The 25,111-nt window shown below is 41.7% G+C and carries 25 protein-coding genes and 1 tRNA gene; 4 read left to right on the top strand and 22 right to left on the bottom strand.

The annotated features are described in order from the left end of the window. Window positions 1-135: 135 nt before the first annotated feature. The 10 genes from Q4443_RS02625 to Q4443_RS02580 form a co-directional block, all read right to left on the bottom strand. A complete protein-coding gene (locus tag Q4443_RS02625; protein WP_001019005.1) occupies window positions 136-1,017 on the bottom strand; it encodes a class II fructose-bisphosphate aldolase in 882 nt (293 codons plus the stop codon). Window positions 1,018-1,156: 139 nt separating this feature from the next. Next, window positions 1,157-2,485 carry a sensor histidine kinase VncS gene (gene vncS / locus Q4443_RS02620; RefSeq protein ID WP_303407905.1) on the bottom strand — a complete coding sequence of 443 codons (1,329 nt, stop codon included), beginning with the start codon at window positions 2,483-2,485 and terminating at the stop codon, window positions 1,157-1,159. Further along, window positions 2,482-3,138: a response regulator transcription factor VncR gene (gene vncR, locus Q4443_RS02615; RefSeq protein ID WP_033679894.1), complete on the bottom strand. Its 657-nt coding sequence runs from the start codon at window positions 3,136-3,138 to the stop codon at window positions 2,482-2,484. The genes vncS and vncR overlap by 4 nt, the downstream gene beginning before the upstream one ends. Window positions 3,139-3,279: 141 nt before the next feature. Continuing rightward, a complete protein-coding gene (gene vex3, locus Q4443_RS02610) occupies window positions 3,280-4,659 on the bottom strand; it encodes an ABC transporter permease subunit Vex3 (protein WP_042902562.1) in 1,380 nt (459 codons plus the stop codon). Window positions 4,660-4,941: 282 nt separating this feature from the next. After that, complete coding sequence (gene vex2, locus Q4443_RS02605; protein WP_000173734.1) at window positions 4,942-5,574, bottom strand: ABC transporter ATP-binding subunit Vex2; 633 nt, start codon at window positions 5,572-5,574, stop codon at window positions 4,942-4,944. Window positions 5,575-5,586: 12 nt separating this feature from the next. Beyond that, window positions 5,587-6,864, bottom strand: a complete 1,278-nt coding sequence (locus Q4443_RS02600) for an ABC transporter permease (protein WP_303407904.1) — start codon at window positions 6,862-6,864, stop codon at window positions 5,587-5,589. A gap of 394 nt (window positions 6,865-7,258) precedes the next feature. Further along, a tRNA-Leu gene (locus Q4443_RS02595) sits at window positions 7,259-7,344 on the bottom strand. 80 nt (window positions 7,345-7,424) lie between these two features. Then, window positions 7,425-8,000: a cysteine hydrolase family protein gene (locus Q4443_RS02590; protein ID WP_303407903.1), complete on the bottom strand. Its 576-nt coding sequence runs from the start codon at window positions 7,998-8,000 to the stop codon at window positions 7,425-7,427. Further along, entirely contained in the window at window positions 8,000-8,788 is a 789-nt protein-coding gene (codY, locus tag Q4443_RS02585; protein ID WP_049518931.1) for a GTP-sensing pleiotropic transcriptional regulator CodY, read from the bottom strand. The genes Q4443_RS02590 and codY overlap by 1 nt, the downstream gene beginning before the upstream one ends. Before the next feature lie 282 nt (window positions 8,789-9,070). After that, window positions 9,071-10,648, bottom strand: coding sequence for a DEAD/DEAH box helicase (locus tag Q4443_RS02580; RefSeq protein ID WP_049518930.1), 1,578 nt, complete (start codon window positions 10,646-10,648; stop codon window positions 9,071-9,073). Window positions 10,649-10,997: 349 nt separating this feature from the next. On the opposite strand from Q4443_RS02580, the gene Q4443_RS02575 reads away from it, so the two are divergent. The 4 genes from Q4443_RS02575 to Q4443_RS02560 all read left to right on the top strand — a co-directional run bounded on the left by Q4443_RS02575 (window position 10,998) and on the right by Q4443_RS02560 (window position 15,749). Next, window positions 10,998-12,314, top strand: coding sequence for an FAD-containing oxidoreductase (locus Q4443_RS02575; RefSeq protein ID WP_049518929.1), 1,317 nt, complete (start codon window positions 10,998-11,000; stop codon window positions 12,312-12,314). 99 nt (window positions 12,315-12,413) lie between these two features. Continuing rightward, window positions 12,414-13,757 (top strand): lipid II isoglutaminyl synthase subunit MurT, encoded by a 1,344-nt coding sequence (gene murT / locus Q4443_RS02570; protein WP_049518928.1) that lies wholly within the window; start codon window positions 12,414-12,416, stop codon window positions 13,755-13,757. After that, on the top strand, window positions 13,757-14,539 hold the full coding sequence (gene gatD, locus Q4443_RS02565; protein ID WP_049518927.1) for a lipid II isoglutaminyl synthase subunit GatD: 783 nt from the start codon (window positions 13,757-13,759) through the stop codon (window positions 14,537-14,539). The genes murT and gatD overlap by 1 nt, the downstream gene beginning before the upstream one ends. A 127-nt stretch (window positions 14,540-14,666) precedes the next feature. Further along, entirely contained in the window at window positions 14,667-15,749 is a 1,083-nt protein-coding gene (locus Q4443_RS02560) for a Xaa-Pro peptidase family protein (RefSeq protein WP_049518926.1), read from the top strand. 40 nt (window positions 15,750-15,789) lie between these two features. Here Q4443_RS02560 and Q4443_RS02555 read toward each other — a convergent pair whose 3' ends face one another. The 12 genes from Q4443_RS02555 to Q4443_RS02500 form a co-directional block, all read right to left on the bottom strand. Next, window positions 15,790-16,251 carry an ECF transporter S component gene (locus Q4443_RS02555; protein WP_049518925.1) on the bottom strand — a complete coding sequence of 154 codons (462 nt, stop codon included), beginning with the start codon at window positions 16,249-16,251 and terminating at the stop codon, window positions 15,790-15,792. Continuing rightward, window positions 16,229-17,002, bottom strand: coding sequence for a bifunctional hydroxymethylpyrimidine kinase/phosphomethylpyrimidine kinase (locus Q4443_RS02550; RefSeq protein WP_049518924.1), 774 nt, complete (start codon window positions 17,000-17,002; stop codon window positions 16,229-16,231). Before Q4443_RS02550 ends, Q4443_RS02555 begins: the two co-directional genes overlap by 23 nt. Further along, a complete protein-coding gene (truA, locus tag Q4443_RS02545) occupies window positions 16,992-17,741 on the bottom strand; it encodes a tRNA pseudouridine(38-40) synthase TruA (protein ID WP_303407900.1) in 750 nt (249 codons plus the stop codon). Before truA ends, Q4443_RS02550 begins: the two co-directional genes overlap by 11 nt. A gap of 99 nt (window positions 17,742-17,840) precedes the next feature. After that, window positions 17,841-18,992 (bottom strand): MFS transporter, encoded by a 1,152-nt coding sequence (locus Q4443_RS02540; RefSeq protein WP_000816261.1) that lies wholly within the window; start codon window positions 18,990-18,992, stop codon window positions 17,841-17,843. A 112-nt stretch (window positions 18,993-19,104) separates the two neighbouring features. Then, window positions 19,105-19,728 (bottom strand): Pr6Pr family membrane protein, encoded by a 624-nt coding sequence (locus Q4443_RS02535; RefSeq protein WP_000775204.1) that lies wholly within the window; start codon window positions 19,726-19,728, stop codon window positions 19,105-19,107. Between the two features lie 2 nt (window positions 19,729-19,730). Next, the gene (locus tag Q4443_RS02530; RefSeq protein WP_001061581.1) at window positions 19,731-20,069 is read right to left on the bottom strand and encodes a zinc ribbon domain-containing protein YjdM; all 339 of its coding nucleotides are present in this window, start codon (window positions 20,067-20,069) and stop codon (window positions 19,731-19,733) included. 209 nt (window positions 20,070-20,278) lie between these two features. Then, window positions 20,279-20,797 carry a Dps family protein gene (locus tag Q4443_RS02525; RefSeq protein WP_049518922.1) on the bottom strand — a complete coding sequence of 173 codons (519 nt, stop codon included), beginning with the start codon at window positions 20,795-20,797 and terminating at the stop codon, window positions 20,279-20,281. A gap of 189 nt (window positions 20,798-20,986) precedes the next feature. Continuing rightward, window positions 20,987-21,745, bottom strand: a complete 759-nt coding sequence (tpiA, locus tag Q4443_RS02520) for a triose-phosphate isomerase (protein WP_000087891.1) — start codon at window positions 21,743-21,745, stop codon at window positions 20,987-20,989. A gap of 96 nt (window positions 21,746-21,841) precedes the next feature. Beyond that, a complete protein-coding gene (locus Q4443_RS02515; RefSeq protein WP_049518921.1) occupies window positions 21,842-22,519 on the bottom strand; it encodes a DnaD domain-containing protein in 678 nt (225 codons plus the stop codon). A gap of 8 nt (window positions 22,520-22,527) precedes the next feature. Further along, entirely contained in the window at window positions 22,528-23,472 is a 945-nt protein-coding gene (gene metA / locus Q4443_RS02510) for a homoserine O-succinyltransferase (protein WP_049518920.1), read from the bottom strand. A gap of 186 nt (window positions 23,473-23,658) precedes the next feature. After that, the gene (locus Q4443_RS02505; protein WP_001049315.1) at window positions 23,659-24,171 is read right to left on the bottom strand and encodes an adenine phosphoribosyltransferase; all 513 of its coding nucleotides are present in this window, start codon (window positions 24,169-24,171) and stop codon (window positions 23,659-23,661) included. Window positions 24,172-24,257: 86 nt separating this feature from the next. Then, on the bottom strand, window positions 24,258-25,016 hold the full coding sequence (locus Q4443_RS02500) for a class I SAM-dependent methyltransferase (RefSeq protein ID WP_049518919.1): 759 nt from the start codon (window positions 25,014-25,016) through the stop codon (window positions 24,258-24,260). Window positions 25,017-25,111: the final 95 nt, after the last annotated feature.

Genomic DNA, 25,111 nt, shown 5'->3' with positions numbered 1-25,111 from the left:
TTCGCCAAGGGTAGTCTTAGAATAATTACATTAATTTAGCAACTTTGGATATAGTAGTCTTAAGTATATTCTCTATAAAAGAAAACACAAAAACCCACCCAATGGGCAGGTTCTGTTTTGTATGGTTGAGCTAGATTACGCTTTACCTTCTGAACCGAATACGTCGATACGTTCTTCAACTGATGCTTGGATAGCTTTTACACCGTCAGCCAAGAATTTACGTGGGTCGAAGAGTTTCTTCTTGTCGTATTCTGCTTCGTTTGCTTCGTAGTCACGAGCAAATTTACGAGTTGCGTTAGCGAATGCGATTTGGCATTCAGTGTTAACGTTAACTTTCGCAACACCAAGTTTGATAGCTGCTTGGATTTGGTCATCAGGAATACCTGAACCACCGTGCAATACGATTGGGAAGCCTGGTACAGCTTCAGTCAATTTTTGCAAGTGGTCAAGGTGAAGACCTTTCCAGTTTGCAGGGTATGGACCGTGGATGTTACCGATACCAGCTGCCAAGAAGTCGATACCAGTTGCAACCATTGCTTTAGCATCTTCGATTGGAGCCAATTCACCATCACCGATGATTCCGTCTTCTTCACCACCGATAGTTCCAACTTCAGCTTCTACTGATACACCATTTGCGTGAGCAAATTCTACAACTTTACGAGCTTTTTCAAGGTTTTCTTCAACTGGAAGGTGTGAACCGTCAAACATAACTGAAGTATAACCAACTTGAATACACTCAAGTGCATCTTCGTAGTGACCGTGGTCAAGGTGGATAGCTACTGGTACAGTGATACCCATTGATTCAACAAGGTTAGCGATCAAGTTGCGAGCAACTTTGTAACCACCCATATATTTAGCAGCACCCATTGAAGTTTGGATCAAAACTGGAGCTTTTTTAGCTTCTGCTGCGCGCAAGATAGCTTGAGTCCACTCAAGGTTGTTTGTGTTAAATCCACCAACTGCATAACCGTTGTCACGAGCTGCTTGGACAAATTTTTCTGCTGAAACGATTGCCATTTGTCAGGCCTCCTATATATTTTTTGGGACATCCCATTTACATTGTTCATTTTATCACTTTTTGATAAAAAAAGCTAGTTTTTCCCATACTTTAGATTGAATTTCTTCCAATCCAATCAATGTAAACCCTTTCTTTCCCTTAGTCATGAGCGACTTTGGGATAAGACATGAAGAAGGTCAAACGATCATCTTGCATCTCAAAATGATAAGGTAATTTCTCGTGTTCTAATAAACTTTTGACCACAAAGAGTCCCATCCCCGAACCCTTGGCCTTGCGACTAGCATTGTCAGAAAAAGACTGGGCCAATTTTTCTTGTTCTTCAGGACTACAGCTATTCTCGATATAGAGCTCCCCTTCTCTTTCACCAATTCGGACCAAGCCACCTGGAGTGGAGTGCTTGATAGCATTACTGATGAGATTCGATAGGATCAATTTCATGACAGATGGGTTTATATAAGCCTGCTGATGGGTTAGGCTAATGTCTACCTGAAGTTCTCTATCCTTGGCGAGTAAAGCATAATCCTTGACCAGACTTTGCGTCATCTGAAGGAGGTCAACCTCTTCTTTCTCGTCTCGCAATTCCTGAACAGAGGAAAGAGACAATATCTGGAGAACGTGGTGACTGAGGTCGTCCACAATCCCCAAGGCAACTCCCAGATAGTGGTCTCTATCCTTATAACGACCGATATTTTCTTTCATATTTTCGATTAGGATTTTCAAACTAGCCAGAGGTGTTTTCAGTTCATGAGAAGCCCCTCGTAGGAACTCAACCTTCATCTTCTCCAGCTGGAGAATGGCTTCATTCTTGTCATGCAAGTCCGCAATAACTGTCAAAAGGTGCTGGTAAAGGCTATTGATTTGTTCCTTGAGATCACCAATCTCATCCTTAGAGTCCACGCGCAATCGCACCTGGGCATCCAAATCCATCATCCGACGGGTCACCCGCTTGATTTCCAAAATCGGTGCAACAATGGTCCGAGCGTAGATGTATGCTACCAAAAGGGAAATCAGAAAGGATGCCAACAAGGTATAGGGAAGAAACTGGAGACTGATCTGCTCCGCTTCCTTTTGCAGATCCATGGACGCTAAAAACTGGAGAGTCATAGTCCCACCGTCTTGCGTTTTCACCTCACGCTCCTCGATAAAGAGAGAGGTGGTCTGACGGTCCGTATCCAGAGGAAGATTGTCCTTGACTTCTAACTTGTCCTCAGTCATCTCTCCCTTGACAGCTCCTTTGATATCACTGCTCTGGGAATACAAGTCCAACACTTGCTCGATGCTTTGCCTATCTTTTCCGTCTAGGGATTGGGCAATAGCAGTCGCTTTTTGGCCAATGGTTTCCTGACGATGGCTCAGATAAGTAGAGGGAAAGAGAAAATAAATGGCTAAATGAAGACAAATAACCAGAACACTAAAAATCGAGAAGGTATAGCTAAAAATCTTTGTAAATAAACCTGTTCGTTTCATTTTCGCTCCAATTTATAACCAACATTGCGCACAGTGAGGATACAATCCAGATCTAGCTTTTTCCGCAGTTCCTTGATATAAACATCAATGACACGATCAAAGGGAACCTCATCTGTTGCCTTCCAGACAGCATCGATAATCTGAGAACGAGTCAAGGCCCGTCCCTCATTTTTCACCAGATAGTCCAGAATTTCCAACTCTTTGGCATTAATGGCCACTTCTTCTCCTGCGAGGCTTGCGCTGTAACTCTCAAAGTCCACCTTGGTATCCTTATAAGAGAAGATTCTTCCTGTATCGTAGTAGCGCTTGAAAATTGCATCCACCCTCACTTTTAAGAGAGACAGGGAGAAGGGTTTTTCCAGATAGCCGTCTGCCAGAGAGGCAAAAGCACTCATCTTGTATTCCTCATCCTGAAAGGCAGTCAGCATCAAGACAGGAACCTGACTGGTCTTACGAATCTCAGCTAGGACTTCGAGGCCATTAAGCTTGGGCATCTGGATATCCAGTAAAACCAGGGCTACTTCATAGCTGGAAAATTGTTCCAAGGCTTCTTGACCGTCCGCAGCCTCGATGGTTTCATAACCACAATCCGTCAAATAGTCACTGATCCCCTCACGGATCATCTCTTCATCTTCTACAATTAAAATTTTCATAGAAAAACGTTTCACATTCCTTTAAATTTCTTGTAAATCTTCTCTGTTTCATCCTGATAGGAAGAAGCCTTATCAGGATGAAATAGATAAAAATGCTACCTATATTATACCCCATTTAGGGGAGAATAGGTAGCAAGTTTTTTATTCGCTATCGAGCAAGAGCTCTTTTGGTTGTTTTCTAAGGAGATTGCTTGAGGCAAGCGCCATAACGAGAACCACTAGAACCAAGGCAAGGACAAAGACGATGATAAAGTCTGATGTCTGAATGGAAATGTCTAGGCTCGACAAGGTCTTGCTAAAGCCATCTACTTCTGCACCACCACCAAGGTTAGAAGCTTGAGCAGCCTTGCTGGCTTGCTTGGCAACACCTGAAGTGACATTGGCAAGAACAGTGTTTCCGATGGCACGAGCTGTGTAGTTGGCTAGGAAGTATGCAGAAACAAGAGCAGGGATGGCAATCAAGATGGATTCGGTGATGAATTGCCCCAGAATACTTGCCTGCTTGAGACCGATAGAGAGGAGGATTCCCACTTCCTTGCGACGGGCGTTGATCCAAAGACTGAGCAAGAGCGCAAGGAGAAGAACTGAGAAGCTCAAGCTACCCCAGAAGAGGAGGTTGGCCATCTTGTACATACCAGAGATGGATTGCTCAAGAGCTGGGTAGTTAGAGGAGCTCTTCACAAGTGTGTAGCTCTTCCAGTTGATGCCACTGATGCCATTCAACTCTTTCATGACATCATCCAAGTTTTTATCTGCTGTTACAAAGAAGGTTGCGTCCCCATAAATAGCTGTGTCTTCTGTGTATCCATAAAGTTTTGCAGCAGTGTGAATGTCTGTGATAGCTGTGTTTTCGTAGAGTTCTTGTGAGTAGGTCACTGCCGACTTATTGTGGCCATCAAAGAGCCCCTTGATTGTGACTTCAACTGTTTCCTTGGCACCTTTTTCATTGTCTGCATCATAGACATTAGAGTCCAATTTGACCTTATCTCCGACTTTCCAGCCGTGTTTGGCTGCCAAGTCCTTATGCATGAGGATTTTGTCCTTGTCGTCGTTAGTTAGGTGCTCACCTTCAACCAGCTTATATGAACCAGAGACAAATTTGTCTTCTTTAGAGGAATCATTGACACCTGTAATCATCAAACTGCTTCCAAAACGCTTGGCACGGTCAGCAGTGAGATTTTTCTTGGTTTCTGGCGTTTCGATGAGGTCGTATCCAGTCAAATCTCCGATAGCGTTGATGCGTTTAACATAAGACTCGATGGCCTTATTTTCGGTGATTTTTTTGATATCCTCACCCTTAATATTTCCAGAACCACGTGGCGTTCCTTGATTGACGCGACGATTGATTTGCATGGAGAAGCTATTGGTGATATTTTTAAAAGTCTCCTGAGAAGCCTTGGCAGTAGCTCCCTTGATTGACAAGCCAACCAAACTTAAGCTCGCCATGAGGAGAATAATCAGGAAGATAACAATCGATTTGAAAAACTTCCTTGTAACATAGGCAAATGCGTTGTGTAACATAGGTTCCCTTTCTAGATTTTGTTCTATTTCAATGTCTTATAACTTATATAAATTATTTTTTCTATTTCCCTTAGATTGTGCGGACGGGAGCAACTTCCTGTAGGAATTTCATCCCTAATTTTTGAGCCATATGTCTCAAAAATTCCGGCCTAGATAATAACTTTGTTATTATCTAGGCTATCACTACTGCGGGAAATAGTTGTTAAAGACTCACTTTGTTTATTATTACTTTACACGTACTGGTTACCAACTAATACTATTTTAAAGTTTAATAACTAGATTCTATATTTCAGTCAATTTCTTATCCTTCAATTCAAGTGTAATATCTGACGCTTGTGCCACTTCTTTACTGTGCGTAACGACGATCACACATTTACCTGTTTTCTCGGCAAGTGATTTGAGCAGTTCGATAATATCTCCAGCAGTTTTAGGGTCCAGATTTCCTGTTGGCTCATCAGCTAGAATAACTGGAGCTTCTGAGACTAAACTACGAGCGATGGCCACACGTTGCTGTTGACCACCTGATAACTGGAGAACGTTCCGCTTGATCTGACTTTCATCCAAACCAAGCTCAAGAAGTGTATCCTTGCTTGCTTTTTTGTTGACCAAGCGGATATTTTCCAGCGGAGAAAGATAATCTATCAAGTTATAATTTTGAAAGACCAGGGAAATATGGTGCATGCGATGGTATGAATACCCCTTGTTCCGAATGTCCTCTCCTTGGAAAAGGATAGAACCTTCAACAGGACTATCTAGACCAGCCAGTAGGGACAAGAGAGTGGATTTTCCTGCTCCTGACTCACCAATGATACTATAAAATTTTCCGGGTTCAAAATTATACTTGATCTGATATAAAACTGCTTCAGCAGTGTTCTTATAACGGTAGGTAACATCTTGCAATTGTAATAAAGTCATGATTTCTCCTTCTTAACTAATAGATGATAAAATTTCTTTCGGCGATTTTCTAAATAGAAATACGAAACAAAGGGCTACAGACAAGCAACCAATCAGGAGCAGAAAGACATAGGATTCTGCAAAGGATAGGAGACTGGTTGATAGACCACTTGCTTTGGCCAGCGTGTCCTGTAAGGTTGCCTGATCTCCACTGGCTAGTACAGTTTGGAGCAGATAGGATGTAATGGCATTTCCTGCAACAAATGCTGGGAGCAAAGCTCCAAGTGATACCAAAACTACCTCTAAACAGAATTGTAGGAAGATTGAGATCTTGCCTTTTCCAAGTGCCAAAAGAATTCCCACTTCGTAGACCCTTTCTCTCAACCAGAGAGACAAGACCAAAATTAAGGCTCCTGCTCCAGCTATCAACATCCCATAAAGGAAGATGGTGAGGAAGGTTTGGAAGGTTGCAACTGAGTCCTTGATTTGTTCAAAGGCCTTGTTTTCCTTCTCGACTTGGTAGCCTTGACTTTCTAAAGCCAAGTTTTCTACCTGCTTCATGAGTCCGTCCATTTCCTTAGGATTTTCTACATAGAAGCGCGCTGCACTGACTTGCGGTTCACTATTTCCCAGAAGCGTTTGGCTGCTTTCATAGTCTGTAAAGACCTGGTTTTCACTGAAGTCAGAGGACAAGCCTGTGAACTTCTCTTGTTTTTTACCAGAAAAGATGCCGACAATCTCAAACTCTACTGTTTGCCCTTTTCCATCTTCGGACTGACCAGCATCCAAGCGAATCTTGTCATGAAGCGAAAGACCGTTCTTCTTGGCCAACTCTTCGTGGATGAGGATTTTCTTGGAATCTCCTTTTTGAAGGTGTCGCCCTTCTTTTAGATTGAAAGCCGAACTGGTAAAGGTGGCATCCTTGGAGGAATCCTCAAGAGCCGTTAAGCTAACCAAGTTCTTGTCCGCGGCTGACAAATCATCTCGTTCTACGCTCTGCTCACCACTCACCGCTTCCTTGTCTTTCAGTTTTGCGACCGTCTCGAGTTCAGGAGAGACATTTTCCAGTCCCTTAATCTTGCTCACGGATGCTAGGTCAGACAACTTGAAGGTCTGTCCATTTTCTATCTTTTTGATAGAAAAAGATGTATTGAGTGATTTGTAAAGATTGCTTTCTACTGTTTTGTTGGACTTCATCAGAGTCAAACAGGCTGAAATTCCTGCTAAAAGGACAAATAAAATCAGAAATAAAATAAAACTTCTCAGTCGTTTTCTGCTGACATAAGCCCAAGCTCTTTGGATTGGATTCATTTGTCACCTCCATATTTGTAAGACTATTATAAAATCCAAATATGAAATATTTATGAAATCGAAAAATTTTTTGATTTATTTTTTGAAAAAAACAAAAAAGATAGCAAACGCTAACTTTCCTTCTTATATAAGGAGAAATAATACCAATCAAAAATCTACTTCATTTTAAAAATGATAGTCACGTCTTTCTGATTAGTATTTTTCCATTTCCTAAGTTCTTCATTTTCTGACTAGTGTTTGAGGATATTCTTGATAGAATGAAATGGAAAACTCAGTTTAAATGTTCTGATACAATGACTGTTCTTGATACCAATATTTTTCGATATAGGAAACGTAGCCTCTAATCTTCTTTGTAAAAAGAAAAAAGAGCTAGCCAAAGCTAACTCTTATCCTATGCGGAGAGAGGGACTTGAACCCTCACGACCTAAAGCGGTCACAGGATCCTTAGTCCTGCGCGTCTGCCAATTCCGCCATCCCCGCGTCGATTACTTTACTAGTATATCAACTTTCAAAATCTTTGTCAACACTTTTTTCAGATTTTTTTCATTTTTCCAACAGACTTATAGTTCAATTTCAGCAAGGTTTTCATCCAGTAATTTTGCTCCCAGAGTGTTCTTAAAATGCCCAAGAGCAAACTGATGATTTTCTGGCCAGATAGAGGCAACCGCAGGTTTGACAACTTCAATATCATAACCTAAATTATAGGCATCAATAGCCGTATGAAGAACGCAAATGTCAGTCAGTACACCGGTCAAAATGACTGTATCTACACGACGTTCTCGCAAGCGGATATCTAGGTCCGTACCTGAAAATGCTGAATAGTGACGCTTGTCTATCCAAAAGACGCGACTATCCGCCTCATGCTCAGCATAAAAGCCAGCTAGGGGGCCATAGAGGTTACGGCCACTAGTCCCGATGATGTTGTGTGGCGGAAAGAGCTTGCTTTCTGGGTGGAATGTATCCTTCTCTTCATGGGCATCAATGGTGAAAAAGATATAGTCCCCACGATCAAAAGCTAATCTGGTTACGCGATTGATTGCTTCTGATATGGCTTGAGCAGGTGCCCCTGCAGTCAGCTTTCCATGGTCTGCTACGAAATCCTCTGTATAGTCAATTGAGATTAAAGCCTTTGCCATTAGTAGTCCCTCTTTTTCACTTCCTCAAAAATATCAGCAATTAGAACTTTGAGATAAGTCCCCTTCATTCCGAGTGAACGGCTCTCAATAATTCCTGCTGACTCCAGTTTACGAAGCGCATTGACAATCACCGAGCGTGTAATGCCAATACGGTCTGCAATAACAGATGCAGTCAACTGTCCTTCATTTCCATCCAATTCAGCTAAAATAGCTGATACGGCACGAAGTTCTGAATAAGAAAGGGTATTGACCGCCATGGTAACAGCAGTACGACGGCGAATATTTTTCTCGTCTTCTTCGCGTTGGAAGTTCAATAGTTGAATTCCCACAACCGTGCTCGCAATCTCGACAAGGATCAAATCTTCATCTTCAAACTTCTTATCATTGCGCCAAATGATCAACGAACCTAGGCGAATCCCTGATACATGAATCGGAGCGATGGTCGTCAAACCATCTGGAAAGTCCGCACGGCTCTCTACAGGGAAAATAGTCAAATCATGTTCAACAGGAAGATTTGCTTCCGTGTCGTAAATCATGTTTGCCCCTTGTACATAGACGTCAGGGAAGGTTTTAGTTTGGAAGAATTGTTCTACACGGTCATTATTGGTCTTATAACGCATAAAGTAGCCCAAGAGACGTCCCTTGTTATTCACAATACAAGCGTTACAATCAATAATATCAGCTAACTGGCGTGTGATCGCATTGTAAGGAAGTTCATCTTGGAGTTGCTCTTCTGAGCGCTTTAGAATAGACGTGATTTTTCTTGTTTTTTCTAATAAATGTGCCATTTTTTACCTCGCATATAATCGCTTCCATTATAACATAGAAAAGTCTTTATTTCAATAATTATCTGAAAATTGCTTATTTAATTGCAATTTTGAACAGCAAAAATATTTTAGAAAAAAAGCGATTTTTTTATTGACATCCTATTTTGTTTTTGATATTATAACATTATAAGAAGATGACATGATAAATCCCTTTCCGTTTCACCTATCCTTTACTATCACCATCTTCTTTTACTATCGGTCTCCTTATATATAAAAGCGATTCACAGTGTGAATCGCTTTTTTCTATTTGTCTCCTTTGTTACGAATAACAAAGCCGGTCTTCTTTTCGCTTGAAGTATTGCGAGGTTTTTTATTGTCTTTATTACGGTAACGTCTGTCTTTATCAAAACGATCGTTCCCACGACTGCCTTTTTTGAAATCATCACGGCGACCATTGCCACGGCGATCACGGTCTCGACGGTCGTCCCCACGACGGCCTCCACGACCTCCCTTAGCTTTTCCACCAAAGCCATTACCTGATGGTTTAAATGGTAGTGGTTTTTCACGTGCAATCTCAACTTCTGGTAGGCTGTCAGGGTCTTGAACAGTCAGACTCAAGATATACATAGCCAATTCTTCTGGGCTAAATTCAGCAGCCAACTTACGAGCGTCTTTAGTAAATTTCTCAAAGTTGGAACGAATTTCTTCATTTGCGAAATCACGTTCGATTTTCTTGAGCGCCACTTGCTTTTTAGCTTGGAAGGCTTCCTCTGCACTTGCAGGTTTAAGGCCTTTCATGCGCTTCTTGGTCAAGTTTTCGATGATTTGAAGGTAGCCCATTTCATTTGGTGCTACGAAAGTAATAGATTGACCTGACTTACCAGCACGACCTGTACGGCCGATACGGTGAACGTAACTTTCAGGATCTTGTGGAATATCGTAGTTGTAGACATGGGTCACACCTGAGATATCCAAACCACGTGCTGCCACGTCAGTCGCAACTAGAACATCAAGATTCCCATTTTTAAAATCACGAAGGACACGAAGACGTTTATTTTGGTCTAAGTCACCATGAATTCCTTCAGCACGGAAGCCACGAATTTTAAGTCCACGAGTCAATTCATCTACACGGCGTTTGGTACGACCAAATACGATAGCAAGTTCTGGTTGTTCCACATCCATGAGACGTGTCATAGTATCAAATTTCTCTTGTTCCTTGACACGGATATAGTACTGATCCACTAGCTCTGTTGTCAATTCCTTGGCAGCAATCTTCACATGCTCTGGGTCTTTCATAAACTGAACACCGATACGTTTGATAGCATCTGGCATGGTTGCTGAAAAGAGCAAGGTTTGACGATTTTCAGGGACACGTGAAATGATGGCTTCGATGTCTTCAAGGAAGCCCATATTGAGCATTTCGTCCGCTTCGTCAAGAATCAGAGTTTCAATATCTTGTAATTTCAAGGCCTTGCGTTTAATCAAGTCCAAAAGACGGCCTGGTGTTCCTACCACGATGTGGGCACCAGATTTAAGGGCCTTGATTTGTTTTTCAATGCTGGAACCACCGTAAACTGAGCGAACTTTCACTCCCTTGCTACGGCCAAAGCGGAAGAGTTCCTCTTGACTTTGGACAGCGAGTTCACGAGTTGGAGCGATAACCAAGGCTTGGATGGTCGCTTCTTCTGTACGGATTTTTTCAAGGGTTGGCAAGCCAAAGGCTGCAGTTTTTCCTGTACCTGTCTGAGCTTGACCGATAACGTCTTTTCCTTCGAGAGCCAATGGAATGGTCTGTTCTTGGATAGGACTGGCTTCTACAAATCCAGCTTTTTCAATCTCTGCTAGCAATTCAGCAGACAAGTTAAATTCATTAAATTTCACGTTATTCTTCTTTCTAAAGGTGGTGCGAAGCCACCCTATAGGGCTTTAGTTTATACTTTTCTTTTCATGACGTATCTTCTACAAAAAAGAGATACCGTGTTGCTTCTTTTCCACGAAAGAAAAGTACGAGTTTCTTTGCAACCTATCTAGTATAACACAAGAGAGAAGCAAAAGATAGTAGAATTCTTTAGGAAAATCATGTAAACGATTTTCTAACAGTAAAGTGGCCTGAAACTGGTTTTTCAAAGGATTTGAAGGGAGCATTTCAAACTCACTCCATTTCCCGTAGCAGATTTGTGCAAAAAGTGTTTTCTTATGCTAGAATGAAAATCGAATAGGAGGACTATAAATGTTAACATATGATTTAATCGTTATCGGATTTGGTAAGGCTGGGAAAACACTAGCTGGTAAATTAGCTTCAGCTGGCAAAAAAGTTGCCCTTATCGAACGTAGTAAGGCTATGTACGGCGGAACTTGTATCAACATTGGTTGTATCCCAACTAAAACCTTGCTAGTTGCTGCTGAGAAAGATTTGTCTTTTGAAGAAGTCATTGCTACCAAAAATACCATCACTAGTCGCCTCAACGGTAAAAACTATGCGACTGTTGCTGGTACAGGCGTGGATATCTTTGATGCGGAAGCTCACTTCCTTTCAAACAAAGTCATCGAAATCCAAGCTGGTGATGAAAAACAAGAACTGACTGCTGAAACTATCGTTATCAATACCGGTGCCGTTTCAAACGTCTTGCCAATCCCTGGACTTGCTACAAGTAAGAATGTCTTTGACTCGACTGGTATTCAAAACTTGGACAAATTGCCTGAAAAACTTGGTGTCCTTGGTGGCGGAAATATCGGTCTTGAATTTGCAGGTCTTTACAACAAACTTGGAAGCAAAGTTACAGTCCTAGATGCCTTGGATACTTTCCTACCTCGTGCAGAACCTTCCATCGCAGCTCTTGCTAAACAATACATGGAAGAAGACGGTATTGAATTGCTTCAAAACATCCGTACTACTGAAATCAAAAACGACGGTGACCAAGTCCTTGTCGTAACTGAAAACGAAACTTACCGTTTCGATGCCCTTCTCTACGCAACTGGACGTAAACCAAACGTAGAACCACTTCAACTTGAAAATACAGATATTGAACTAACTGAACGTGGTGCTATTAAAGTAGACAAACATTGTCAAACAAACGTTCCTGGTGTCTTCGCAGTTGGAGACGTCAACGGTGGTCCTCAATTTACCTACATCTCACTTGATGACTTCCGTGTTGTCTACAGCTACCTTGCTGGAGATGGCAGCTACACTCTTGAAGACCGTCTCAATGTGCCAAACACCATGTTCATCACACCTGCACTTTCACAAGTTGGTTTGACGGAAAGCCAAGCAGCTGATTTGAAACTTCCATACGCAGTGAAGGAAATCCCTGTTGCTGCCATGCCTCGTGGTCACGTAAACGGAGACCTTCGCGGAGCCTTCAAAGCAGTTGTCAACACTGAAACAAAAGAAATTCTTGGAGCAACTATCTTCTCAGAAGGTTCTCAAGAAATCATCAACATCATCACTGTTGCCATGGACAACAAAATCCCTTATACTTACTTCACAAAACAAATCTTCACTCACCCAACTTTGGCTGAGAACTTGAATGACTTGTTTGCGATTTAAGTTGAGACTGATTTGTTAGCTAACAGCCCTCTTTGGGCTGTTTTTGTTTCTGCGAAATCTCAAAACTGTCTTTTCCCTCTTTTATGATATAATAGAAACATGAAATTAAAAACTACTTTGGGCCTCCTTGCTGGGCGTTCTTCTCACTTCATCTTGAGCCGTCTTGGCCGTGGAAGCACGCTCCCAGGAAAACTCGCCCTTCAATTTGATAAAGATATTTTACAAAATTTAGCTAAGAACTACGAGATTGTCGTGGTCACTGGAACCAATGGAAAAACCCTGACAACTGCCCTCACTGTCGGCATTTTAAAAGAGGTCTATGGTCAGGTTCTGACCAATCCTAGCGGTGCCAATATGATTACAGGGATTACAACAACCTTCCTAACAGCCAAATCTTCTAAAACTGGGAAAAACATTGCCGTCCTCGAAATCGACGAAGCCAGTCTTTCTCGTATCTGTGACTATATCCAGCCTAGCCTTTTTGTGATCACCAATATTTTCCGTGACCAGATGGACCGCTACGGTGAGATTTATACGACCTACAACATGATTTTGGACGCTATTCGAAAAGTTCCTACTGCTACTGTCCTCCTTAACGGTGACAGTCCACTTTTCTACAAGCCTGCAATTCCAAATCCTGTTCAGTATTTTGGTTTTGACTTGGAAAAAGGACCAGCCCAACTGGCTCACTACAATACCGAAGGGATTCTCTGCCCTGACTGTCAAGGCATCCTCAAATATGAGCACAATACCTATGCTAACTTGGGGGCCTATATCTGTGAAAATTGTGGTTGCAAACGTCCTGACTTGGACTACCGTCTGACAGAATTGGTTGAATTGACTAACAATCGCTCTCGCTTTGTCATTGACGGACAAGAATACGGAATCCAAATCGGTGGGCTCTACAATATCTACAATGCCCTTGCTGCGGTCGCTATTGCCCGTTTCCTCGGTGCCGATTCACAACTCATCAAGCAGGGATTTGACAAAAGCCGTGCTGTCTTTGGACGCCAGGAAACCTTCCATATCGGTGACAAAGAATGTACTCTTGTCTTGATTAAAAATCCAGTCGGTGCAACTCAGGCTATCGAGATGATCAAACTAGCGCCTTATCCATTTAGCCTATCTGTCCTTCTCAACGCCAACTATGCTGATGGGATTGATACTAGTTGGATCTGGGATGCTGACTTTGAACAAATCATTGACATGGACATTCCTGAAATCAACGCTGGTGGTGTTCGTCATTCTGAAATCGCGCGTCGTCTACGGGTGACAGGCTATCCAGCTGATAAAATCACTGAGACAAGCAATCTGGAGCAAGTTCTCAAAACCATTGAGAAGCAAGACTGCAAGCATGCCTATATCCTAGCAACCTATACTGCCATGCTGGAATTCCGCGAACTGCTGGCTAGTCGTCAGATTGTTAGAAAGGAGATGAACTAATGGTTTACACTTCACTTTCCTCAAAAGCTGGCAACTACCCTTATCAGCTCAACATTGCCCACCTCTATGGAAATCTCATGAATACTTACGGGGACAATGGAAACATCCTCATGCTCAAGTATGTGGCTGAAAAGCTGGGTGCTCATGTGACGGTTGACATCGTTTCTCTCCATGATGAATTTGATGAAAACCACTACGACATCGCCTTTTTCGGTGGGGGGCAAGACTTTGAACAAAGCATCATCGCAGGCGACTTACCTGCTAAAAAAGAGAGCATTGACAACTACATCCAAAACGATGGAGTGGTGCTAGCCATCTGCGGTGGTTTCCAATTATTGGGTCAATATTATGTTGAAGCTTCAGGTAAGCGCATCGAAGGGCTCGGTGTCATGGGACATTATACTCTCAACCAAACCAACAACCGCTTTATCGGTGACATCAAGATTCACAATGAAGATTTCGATGAAACCTACTATGGCTTTGAAAATCACCAAGGCCGTACCTTCCTCTCAGATGACCAAAAACCACTGGGACTGGTTGTCTATGGAAATGGAAACAACGAAGAAAAGATCGGCGAAGGGGTTCATTATAAGAATGTCTTTGGTTCCTACTTCCACGGGCCTATCCTCTCTCGTAATGCCAATCTGGCTTATCGCCTAGTCACTACTGCCCTCAAGAAGAAATACGGTCAGGATATCCAACTTCCTGCTTATGAGGACATACTCAGCCAAGAAATCGCTGAAGAATACAGCGACGTCAAAAGCAAGGCTGACTTTACCTAAACTAAGGAAAAATAGATCAAAGAACTCCCCTATCTTGTCGGGGTTCTTTTTGCCTGTTCTTTTACCCTTCCCCCTTGCAATTTCTCTCATTTTTTGCCAAAATAGAGGGGTAGAAAGAAGGTAGCATATGTCTAAATTACAACAAATCGTAACATATCTTGAATCAGAAAAACTAGACGTCGCTGTCGTATCTGACCCCGTCACTATTAATTACCTCACTGGCTTTTACAGTGATCCCCATGAACGCCAAATGTTCCTCTTTGTTCTAGCAGATCAGGAACCGCTTCTCTTTGTTCCAGCCCTTGAAGTAGAGCGTGCAAGCAGCACTGTTTCCTTCCCAGTTGTGGGCTATGTGGACTCTGAAAACCCATGGAAGAAAATCCAAAATGCCTTGCCACAGTTAGACTTCAAACGTGTGGCAGTTGAGTTTGACAATCTCATCTTAACCAAGTACCATGGTTTGAAAACAGTCTTTGAAACTGCTGAGTTTGAAAACCTCACTCCTCGCATCCAACGCATGCGCCTCATCAAATCAGCTGATGAGGTCCAAAAAATGATGGTTGCAGGTATCTACGCTGATAAGGCTGTTAAGGTTGGTTTTGACAATATTTCTCTTGATAAAACAGAGACAGACATCATTGCCCAAATCGACTTTGCCATGAAAGGTGAAGGCTATGAAATGAGCTTTGATACCATGGTCTTGACTGGCGATAACGCTGCAAATCCACACGGAATTCCTGGTGCAAACAAGGTTGAAAAGGACGCCCTTCTCCTCTTTGACCTCGGTGTCATGGTTAATGGCTACGCCTCAGATATGACTCGTACGGTCGCTGTCGGTAAACCAGATCAATTCAAAAAAGACATTTACAACTTGACCCTTGAAGCCCAACAAGCTGCCCTTGACTTTATCAAGCCAGGTGTGACTGCACATGAAGTTGACCGCGCTGCACGTGAAGTCATTGAAAAAGCTGGTTATGGTGAGTACTTCAATCACCGTCTCGGTCACGGTATCGGTATGGATGTTCACGAGTTCCCATCTATCATGGAAGGAAACGACATGGTCATCGAAGAAGGCATGTGCTTCTCTGTTGAACCAGGTATCTATATCCCTGGTAAAGTCGGTGTTCGTATCGAAGACTGCGGTGTCGTCACTAAGGATGGCTTTGACCTCTTTACAAGCACCAGCAAAGATTTGCTTTATTTTGATTAAATATAGACAAGCAAAAAGTCAGCTATTGAAGCTGACTTTTTTATTTTATCTTCTTGACGCTCTGAAAGACCACAAATCCCACAATCATCCCCAAGGTATTTTGCAGGAAGTTTGGAAGAATTTCTGGTAAGGCTGCTGACCAGCCATTCATTAGGGTTGAGCCCAGAGCGTAGCCACTTACCATGACGATAGTAGCTAAGACTAGGCCCAGCCATTGCCATTTCCCTTTAAAACCTGCAAAATAACCTTGCAAGCCATGATTTATCAAGCTAAAGAACATCCACTGTGGATAGCCTGATAGAAGGTCAATTAGGAATCCTGCTAGTCCTCCAACGACAGCTCCTTCTTTACTGCCAAAGTAAAAGGCAGTAAAGAAAATACCTGCATCCAAGAGAGTCAATATTCCTGTTGGCGTTCCAATTTTCAAGTAATAACCTAGGACTACTGAAAGGGCGGTTAAGAGGGATACAAGGGCGATTTTAGTTGTTTTGGTTTGCTTCATATTGTCTTACTCCATATTGATCTGCTTGTGCAATAGCACGGTAAACGAAAGCTTTCGAGCTCTCTACTGCTGGTAAAAGTTCATCACCTTTAACCAAGTGACTGGCAATGCTTGAGGCAAAGGTACAACCTGCACCAGCATTTTGTCCTTGAATGACTGGGTTTTCTAGAACAGTGAAAGTTTGTCCATCATAAAAAACATCCACAGCCTTATCCTGACTGAGGCGATTGCCTCCCTTGATAATGACTGCTGGCGCTCCTAAATCATGCAATTTCTGCGCTAAAGCTTTCATGTCTTCCAATGTTTTAATTTCCTGACCAGCCAATAATTCTGCTTCAGGAAGATTTGGCGTGATCACACTGACATGAGGGAAAAAACGAATCAACTCTTGACAGAGTTCACTGACAGCTACATCGTGCGTTTCTTTGCAGACCAAGACAGGGTCCAATACCACCGGGACTCCAGGACGTTGCTTGATAAAGTCCAAGGCCTTCTCAGCCACACTGACAGTAGGGAGAAGGCCAATCTTAATCCCTGCAAACTCCACATCACGCAAACTATCCAACTCATGTTGGAAAATAGTATCATCCGTAGGAAAGACTTCAAACCCCTTTTCGGTCAAAGCCGTCAAACAAGTCACTGCAACAAAGCCATGCAAGCCGTTTAAGGTATAGGTGGCCAAATCAGCTGACAAACCACCACCACTAAAAATATCATTCCCAGAAAGGGCTAAAATACGATTATTCTTCATAACGAATCTCCTTTAAATACAAGCCATTCGGTGCAGCCGTTGGACCTGCAAGTTTTCTGTCCTTCTTCTCCAAAATCAAGTCAATCTGCTTAACTGGCATTCGATTATTTCCTATTTTGAGCAGCGTCCCCACCATATTGCGAATCTGCTTATACAAGAAACCATTTCCTGAAAAGGTAAAGGTCAAAAATTGGCCTGTCTCATCAACACTAAGGCTGGCTTCTGTAATAGTCCGAACCTTGTCCTCTACACTGGTTCCAGATGCTGTAAACCCAGTAAAATCATGGGTTCCCTCTAATTTCTTGACAGCTATCTGCATTCGCTCCACATCGAGGGGATAGGGAAAGTGAGTAGCATAGTGACGGCGCATCGGATTTTTAGGACGCCCCCTATCCACGATAAACTCATATGTCTTGCTATGTTTTGCATAACGGCAATGAAAATCATCCGCCACAAGCTTAATTGAAATCACATCGATATCTTCTGGTGACTGGGTATCCAGAGCAAAACGGAGTTTTTCCACATCCATCTGATAGGGCAGATCAAAATGAATAACCTGTCCCAGAGCATGGACCCCACTATCCGTCCTACCAGCACCATGAACAGTGATGGCTTGCCCCTTATTGAGTCTCATTAAGGTTTTTTCGATTTCCTCTTGAACGCTCCGCGCATGAGGCTGGCGCTGAAAACCAGAAAAGGCATAACCATCATAGGAAATGATTGCTTTATATCTTGTCATAACTTCTATTTTATCAGGAAATAAAAGTGTAAACAAGTTTAAAAACCAATAATTGTCTGGGTACAAAATTCCCAAAAAGAAAAACTTAGGAAACCAATCCTAAGCTCTCTTTTGAAGTGCGTACATAACAAAGATAGAAGTGACAATCAACCAACATCCTAAAATGGTGAAGACCAACATACCGTTTTGAGTCACCAAGCCAATCGCACCAAGAATAAAAGGTGTCGTAAAGGCCCCAAAGCTACATCCTAGCACTGCAAAAGATGTTGCCTGATTAAGGAGCTTGGCTGGTATTCTTTCAGAAAGAAGCTGAAAGACAGTGGTCAAGGCCACACTGTAGGAAAAACCTGCCACAACACTTCCAACTACCATCACACCCAATGACGGAGACAAGGCAATCACAATCTGCCCCAATCCAAAGGTGATACCCGACCAAAGGAGCAACCTTTCTTTAAACAGAGAGATAAAGAAAGAAAAACTCACACCTGCCAAGATACCAATCAACTGCATAATACTTAAGACCAAGCTCGATAACTGGGCATCCCCTAGACCTCTTTCCACCATCAGACTAGGAATACGAATGGTGATAGCTGTATTGGTGCAGACAACTACTGCTGCTTCGACAGCCAATAGAAAAATTAAGCCTTTCATCTGTCCTGTCAAACGAGTCGTTTCGGTCTCTTTTCTCTTTGTTTCTTTCTTTTCTTTCCCATAAGGGACAAAGAGCAGATAAAGGATCAATACTAAAAACCCCGCACTGTAGGCCAAGAAGGTCACTGTCCATCCCAAGGATAAGAGTTGACCTACAACTAGAGTCAAAATCGATGCCCCGACAACTTCTGCTGATCCGCGAAGACCCAACATCTGGATCCGTGTCTTTCCATGATAGCGTTCACTGATGATGGAAATGGCCTTGGCATTGATCATCCCAACACCCAAGCCAAATAAAATCCGCATCGCAAAGACAAAGTTGTACTCCTGATACCAGAAAGGGGCTGTCCCACCGATAGAAAGGATGAGAAGTCCCAGACTAATCTGAAGTCTCTCAGGAAACAACCGCTCCAAAAACCCATTTAAAACCAGCATGATCATAATTCCAAAAGAAGGGAGACTGACCAGGAGCTCGATTTGTTCCTTGGGGTAGCCTTGATAGTAGTCAAACATGGCTGGCAGAGCACTTGAGATGGAAAAGGAGGTAATCAAAACGAGGGAGAGGGCCAAAATACTAGCCCGTTCTAAATATTGTTTCATGAATTTTCTTTCTGTATATTTCTCACTGTTTATCCTTTTAAAAGGAAGATGGCAAGAAAAGAAGGAGCCCGATTGAACTAGAGACTCCGTCCTAACTTTCCTAATAGGAAGACTATTTTCGCTTGATTTGCTTGATCAGATAGAAGATGAAACCTGCAACCATATAGGCCGCAAAAATGATCAAACACCATTTGATAACCACGTCCCAACCCTTGTTCACATTTAAAAAGAAATATGGGAAGGGATTGTCCTTGGAATTCGGAATATTGAGTTTTAAGACCAGGCCGTTAAACAAGGCAAAAATCATATAAACCAAGGGCAAGATGGTCCATAAGACTGGATCCCAGATCTTGTATTGACCCCGTTTATCAAAGAAGAGGGTGTCAGCTAAAAACCAGAGTGGAACGATATAGTGGCAAAGGAAATTTTCCACACGGTAAAAGTCTGTCGCAATCGGAGCAAGCATAAAATGGTAAATCACACAGGTAATCATGATACTCATGGTAACACCACCCTTGAGACGAAGCAAGGTCGGACTTTGCCAATTTTCACCTGAACGGCTCATCACACGGAGCAGATAACCCGTGAAAATCGTTACCAAAAGATTGGACAACACTGTATAGTAAAGGAGCATACCAAAGCCACCGTGTTTGGTAATCTCCAAATAAACTCCTGTAAATGCCGCTAAGAACAAGAGGACACGACTATAAAAGATAAATTTATAATTCAGTTTCATGGCTAGATTTTCTTAACAAATTCTGACTTGAGTTTCATAGCTCCAAAACCATCAATCTTACAGTCGATGTTGTGGTCACCTTCTACGATACGGATATTTTTAACGCGAGTTCCTTGTTTCAAATCCTTTGGCGCACCTTTTACTTTCAAGTCTTTGATAAGGGTTACAGTATCGCCGTCAGCCAATTTATTTCCATTGGCATCGATAGCAACAACACCTTCTTCTACTTCTGCAACTTCTGCAGGATTCCACTCATAGGCACACTCTGGGCAGACCAAGAGACTTCCGTCTTCGTAGATATATTCTGAATTACATTTTGGGCAATTTGGTAAGTTGTTCATAAGTCCTCCTTAAACTAACAATTATTCTTTAAAATTCATATGTTATTGAACAGCAACTATTATACCGTAAAATCCTACTTTTGACAATGTGTCCTAAGTCCAGCAGACAAAAAAATCATGCACCTTTTTACAGTTACATGACTTTTAAAAGATGATTGATCATGGGCACTTATCAAGCGCCTCATGATAAAAGGGGTAGCAACTATATTTTACAAACCAGGAGCTTGTCCAAGTTCTGCTGTAAGCATCCAAACTGTTTTCTCAAGTTCAGCCTTAGCCCCAACAAAGATATCGTTTGTAACATCATCACCTTCTTCGTCAGTTACATCCAAAGCTTTTTGGAAAAGAGCGATGAGGTAGCGATAAATTGCTAGAACACGTTCCAAGCTTTCTTCAACGTTACGGAATTCTCCTTCTTCTTCTTCGATTTCACTGTGTTGAAGGAATTCTGTCAAAGTTGAATAAGGTTTTCCACCAAGAGTAATCAAACGTTCACTGATTTCGTCAAGATAGCTATCAAGACTGTCCATGTATTCATCCATTTTTGGATGCCATACGAGGAAGCCACGACCACGCATATACCAGTGAACTTGGTGAAGGGCAATGTGAGCCACATACAAGTCCGCTACTGCTTGGTTCAATACTTCCTTTGTTTTTGCCAATGCTACTGGCGCTGTTTTAGATAATGTTGTAACGTCTTTTAATGCATCTTTTTTCAATTCTACCATTTTTCTCACCTCATAATATTATTTTTGCAACCATATTTATTGATTACTATCTCAGTATACTACACCTAGTAGACAAAAGCAAGAAAATTAACCCATATTAAAAAAGTTGTAATTGACTGATAATTTAAGAAAAATATACAGTCTTTAAAAAAAAAGACAGTCTTAGCAGACTGTCTGGAATAACTGAGATTATTTTACAAAATCAAGCAATGCCAAGAAGCTTTCAGCTTCAAGTGACGCACCACCAACAAGGGCACCGTCAACGTCTGGGCAAGCCATGTATGAAGCAACGTTTTCAGGTTTAACAGAACCACCGTATTGAACACGAACTTTGTCCGCAACTTCTTGACCAAAGTCTGCAGCTACAACGTCACGAACGACTTTACACATTTTTTGTGCATCGTCTTGTGAAGCTGATTTACCAGTACCGATAGCCCAGATTGGCTCATAAGCAATAACTGATGCAGCAACTTGTTCAGCTGTCAATCCAGCCAATGCAGCAGATACTTGAGCACCTACAAACTCAGCAGCTTTACCAGCTTCGTAAGTTTCAAGTGACTCACCACAACAGATGATTGGAAGCATACCGTTTGCAAAGATTGCTTTTGCTTTTTTGTTGATATCTTCGTCAGTTTCATGGAAGTAGTCACGACGTTCTGAGTGCCCGATAACAACGTAGTCAGTACCGATTTCTTTCAAAACTTGTGGGCTTGTTTCACCAGTGAAAGCACCTGCATTTTCAAAGTAGCAGTTTTGAGCAGCAACTTTAAGGTTTGAACCTTTAGCAGCAGCAAGAACAGCTGTCAAATCAAGAGCTGGAGCTGCGATACCTGCTTCAACAAGGTCTGATGAAGGAAGTTTTGATGCAACGGCTTCAACGAATGCTTTTGCTTCTTCTGGATTTTTGTTCATTTTCCAGTTACCAGCGATAAATGGTTTACGTGACATTTCACATACCTCTTTTTTCATTTTATTCACTATTATTCTATCATATTTATAAGGAGCTTGCAAACCTTACTCTAATTTTCAAGATTTTTCAAGCGACTAATCTTGCCACAAATTCATGGCATCGAGGAAATCAGCCGAAGCCTGAACTTGTTTGGGATTATTCGCTTCTCGCTCTGCTCGTTTGGCCTCTACTTGGGCAACAGATTGAATGCCTTCATGGCGCCAGTTTCGTAGGATTGCCTGAATATATTTCCAGTTTGGCTTGCCATTGAGAACGGCCTCTCGGAGAGCTTCCTTAATCAAATCCGCCTTAACTCCGTCTTCTTTGACAGTCTTAGAAAGGTCTTCGATTTCAAATGGTGTTAATAAGCGTCCCAATTCCTGCTGAAAAGTTTCAACCAGATCCTTCAACTGATTCTGCGGGTTTGGGACTGTTGTAGCTGGAGTTTGGCTATCTAGTAAGCTATCCAAGCGTTCAAAAGCCAAACTAGCATCAAAAATCAGCTCAATTTCACCGTTTAGTTCAATGGTTCGATATTGTAGCAAACCATTTTCAGTCAAATTCGAAATAGATTGGTTGACATCTGCTACCTCTTTGCCAATGATTTCAGCTATTTGGCTAGGCGAAACATCTCCGAGGGCTATGGTGTTTTGTAGATAGAAAAATTGCCAGACCAGAAAATCTTCACTGGAAGGAAAGAGTTCCTTAAAATGCAAGAGCAGGGCACTTGGCAAAACCAAGTTCCCTGATTTAAAAGCGTCAAAATATGTCATAATTCCTCTTATAGATATCCAAATGCAGCCGCATCATCCTCTACCTTTCTCCAGTCAAAAGGGGTTTCTTGATAAACTGCATAGTTTACCCAATTGCTGAAAAAGAGGGCAGCTGATGAAGACCAACAGAGACACGGTGTCTCATTCACATCATCATTTTTGAAGTAATTTTCCGGAATGTGAGGATTAAGTCCTGCCTCACAATCACGAAAATATTCTCTTGCCAAAGTGTCACGATCGTACTCCAAATGACCAAAACTATAAATTTCACGCAAATCTCGACTAGCTAGGATAGAAACCCCAACCTCAGGACCTTCTGACAGAATCTCCAGATTGGTCTTGTTTAAGATTTCTTCTTTTAAAATCTCAGTATGACGAGAATGAGGAGCTACATAGCGATCATCAAAACCTCTAAAAAGAAGGTGCCCTTCTTTTAAGGTATCCTGTGGGTAAATACCTGATAGTTTCCGATCCATCTGGTGCTTTTCAACGCCATAGCGAACATATAGACCTGCTTGTGCTCCCCAACAGATATGGAGGGTTGAAAAAACATGCGTCTTGGACCATTCGATGACCTGCTTGAATTCTTCCCAGTAATCTACCTCCTCAAAAGGCAAATGCTCCACTGGTGCTCCTGTGATAATCATTCCATCAAAAAAGTCATCCTTGACCTCTGGAAAGGTCTTATAGAAGGTTTCCATATGTTCAGCCCGGGTTGTCTTGGAACGATGTGTTTCCATATATAAGAAATCAATATCTAATTGCAAAGGGGTATTGGCCAAATGCCGTAAGAGTTGCGTTTCTGTTACCATCTTTTGAGGCATGAGATTTAAAATCAAAATCTTCAAGGGGCGAATATCCTGATGAGCAGCTCGTTGATCGTCCATAACAAAGATATTTTCTGTCCTTAAAATCTCCACAGCTGGTAATTTTTTATCAATTCGAATCGGCATAATACCCTCCTAACAGTTCTCTATTTCGGGAATGATGTTGTCTGTTTGAAAGTAAAAACCTCCAAATACTTCTTCCCTTTATTATACTGTATGAAGATATAGTTTTCAATTATAGTTTTTCTCTAACTAGCTATAGTTAATTTATATAGCAGATGAAGAGAAAACAGCCCCAAGGACTGTTTTTCATTAATAATGCATAAGTACCTTGTAATCGTAGTCTCCGATTTTTTCACGGCCTTTAAGCTCATCCAACTCAATCAAGAAAGCACAACCGGCTACAATTCCACCAAGTCTTTCAATCATCTCAATGGTTGCTTTGACAGTTCCACCTGTTGCCAAAAGATCATCTACGATGAGAACACGTTGTCCTGGCTTGATCGCATCAGCATGCATGGTCAAGGTATCAATACCGTACTCTTTCTCATAGTCAGCAGAAATGACTTCACGTGGCAATTTTCCTGGTTTACGAACAGGTGCAAAACCAATTCCCAACTCAAAAGCAACTGGGCAACCAACAATAAATCCACGAGCCTCTGGACCCACAATCATGTCGATCTTCTTGTCTGTTGCATACTGAACAATTTCACGAACAGCGTAGCTATAAGCATTTCCATCTGCCATCAAAGGGCTGATATCACGGAAGGTAATACCTTCCTTAGGATAATTTTCAATCGTTGCGATATAATCTTTTAAATTCATCTTTTTCTTTCTTTCAAAGTTTTTTACTCTCTATTATAGCATATTTTTTAAGAAAGAAAAAAGGAAAAGTTAACTTCAATAATTATCTAACGATTTGACGATTTATAACTAGCCATAGCAATAAAGCCCAATTTCTGTTTATTCTTAGCAAACATTTTATACATAGTTAAAAACTGCTTTCTATTCTCCTTTTTACAAGCATTTACGCAAATTTTCAAAGTTCCTAGCCAACCTTCGTCATAAATCATACCTGATAATTTCATTAATGTCATTTCACCAGTCAATATTTTCACATCACGATAACCTGATTCTATCATCACCTGTTCCCAACCATCTTGAGTTAAAGGACCTACATTTACATGAATTGCTTGTGATAATTCCTGTCTGACAGACTCTTTAGCTTCCTTAAGAAGCACATCATGTGTCAAAAGAAGACCTTCAGGTTTTAAAACCCTCAGATACTCCATTACACATTTTTTCTTAGCTTGATCGGCTTGCATAGTCAGCATAGCTTCATTTATAACAATATCAAAACTAGCATCTCCATAAGGAAGTTTCATTGCATTTGCTCTTTCAAATCTGATCAAATGACCAACACCTGCCGTTTCAGCAGATTTTTTAGCCACTTCTAAGGCTTGTCCATCCATATCAACAGCAGTTATCTTACAACCAAAACGCTGTGCCAACTCAATTGCTGTAGTTCCCCTATTGCACGCAACTTCTAGTATTCTCTTTTCTTTTGAAAATTCTCCTTCCGCAATTAACCAATCTGTAGCACGTTTTCCACCTGGACGTAAGCGTTTTTTCCCCAGTTTTGCTAAAAACTTATGACCTGCTTCTGACATTTGAACACCTCTATTTTTTCTTCATTATAACATAAAATTATATTATCTGACAATTCTAATCTATTATTTGATAAAGCAGAATCAAAAGCATACAA

The sequence above is a fragment of the Streptococcus sp. GP0011 genome (assembly GCF_030546305.1).
Lineage (GTDB): Bacteria > Bacillota > Bacilli > Lactobacillales > Streptococcaceae > Streptococcus.
This window is presented reverse-complemented; position numbering and strand designations above follow the sequence as displayed.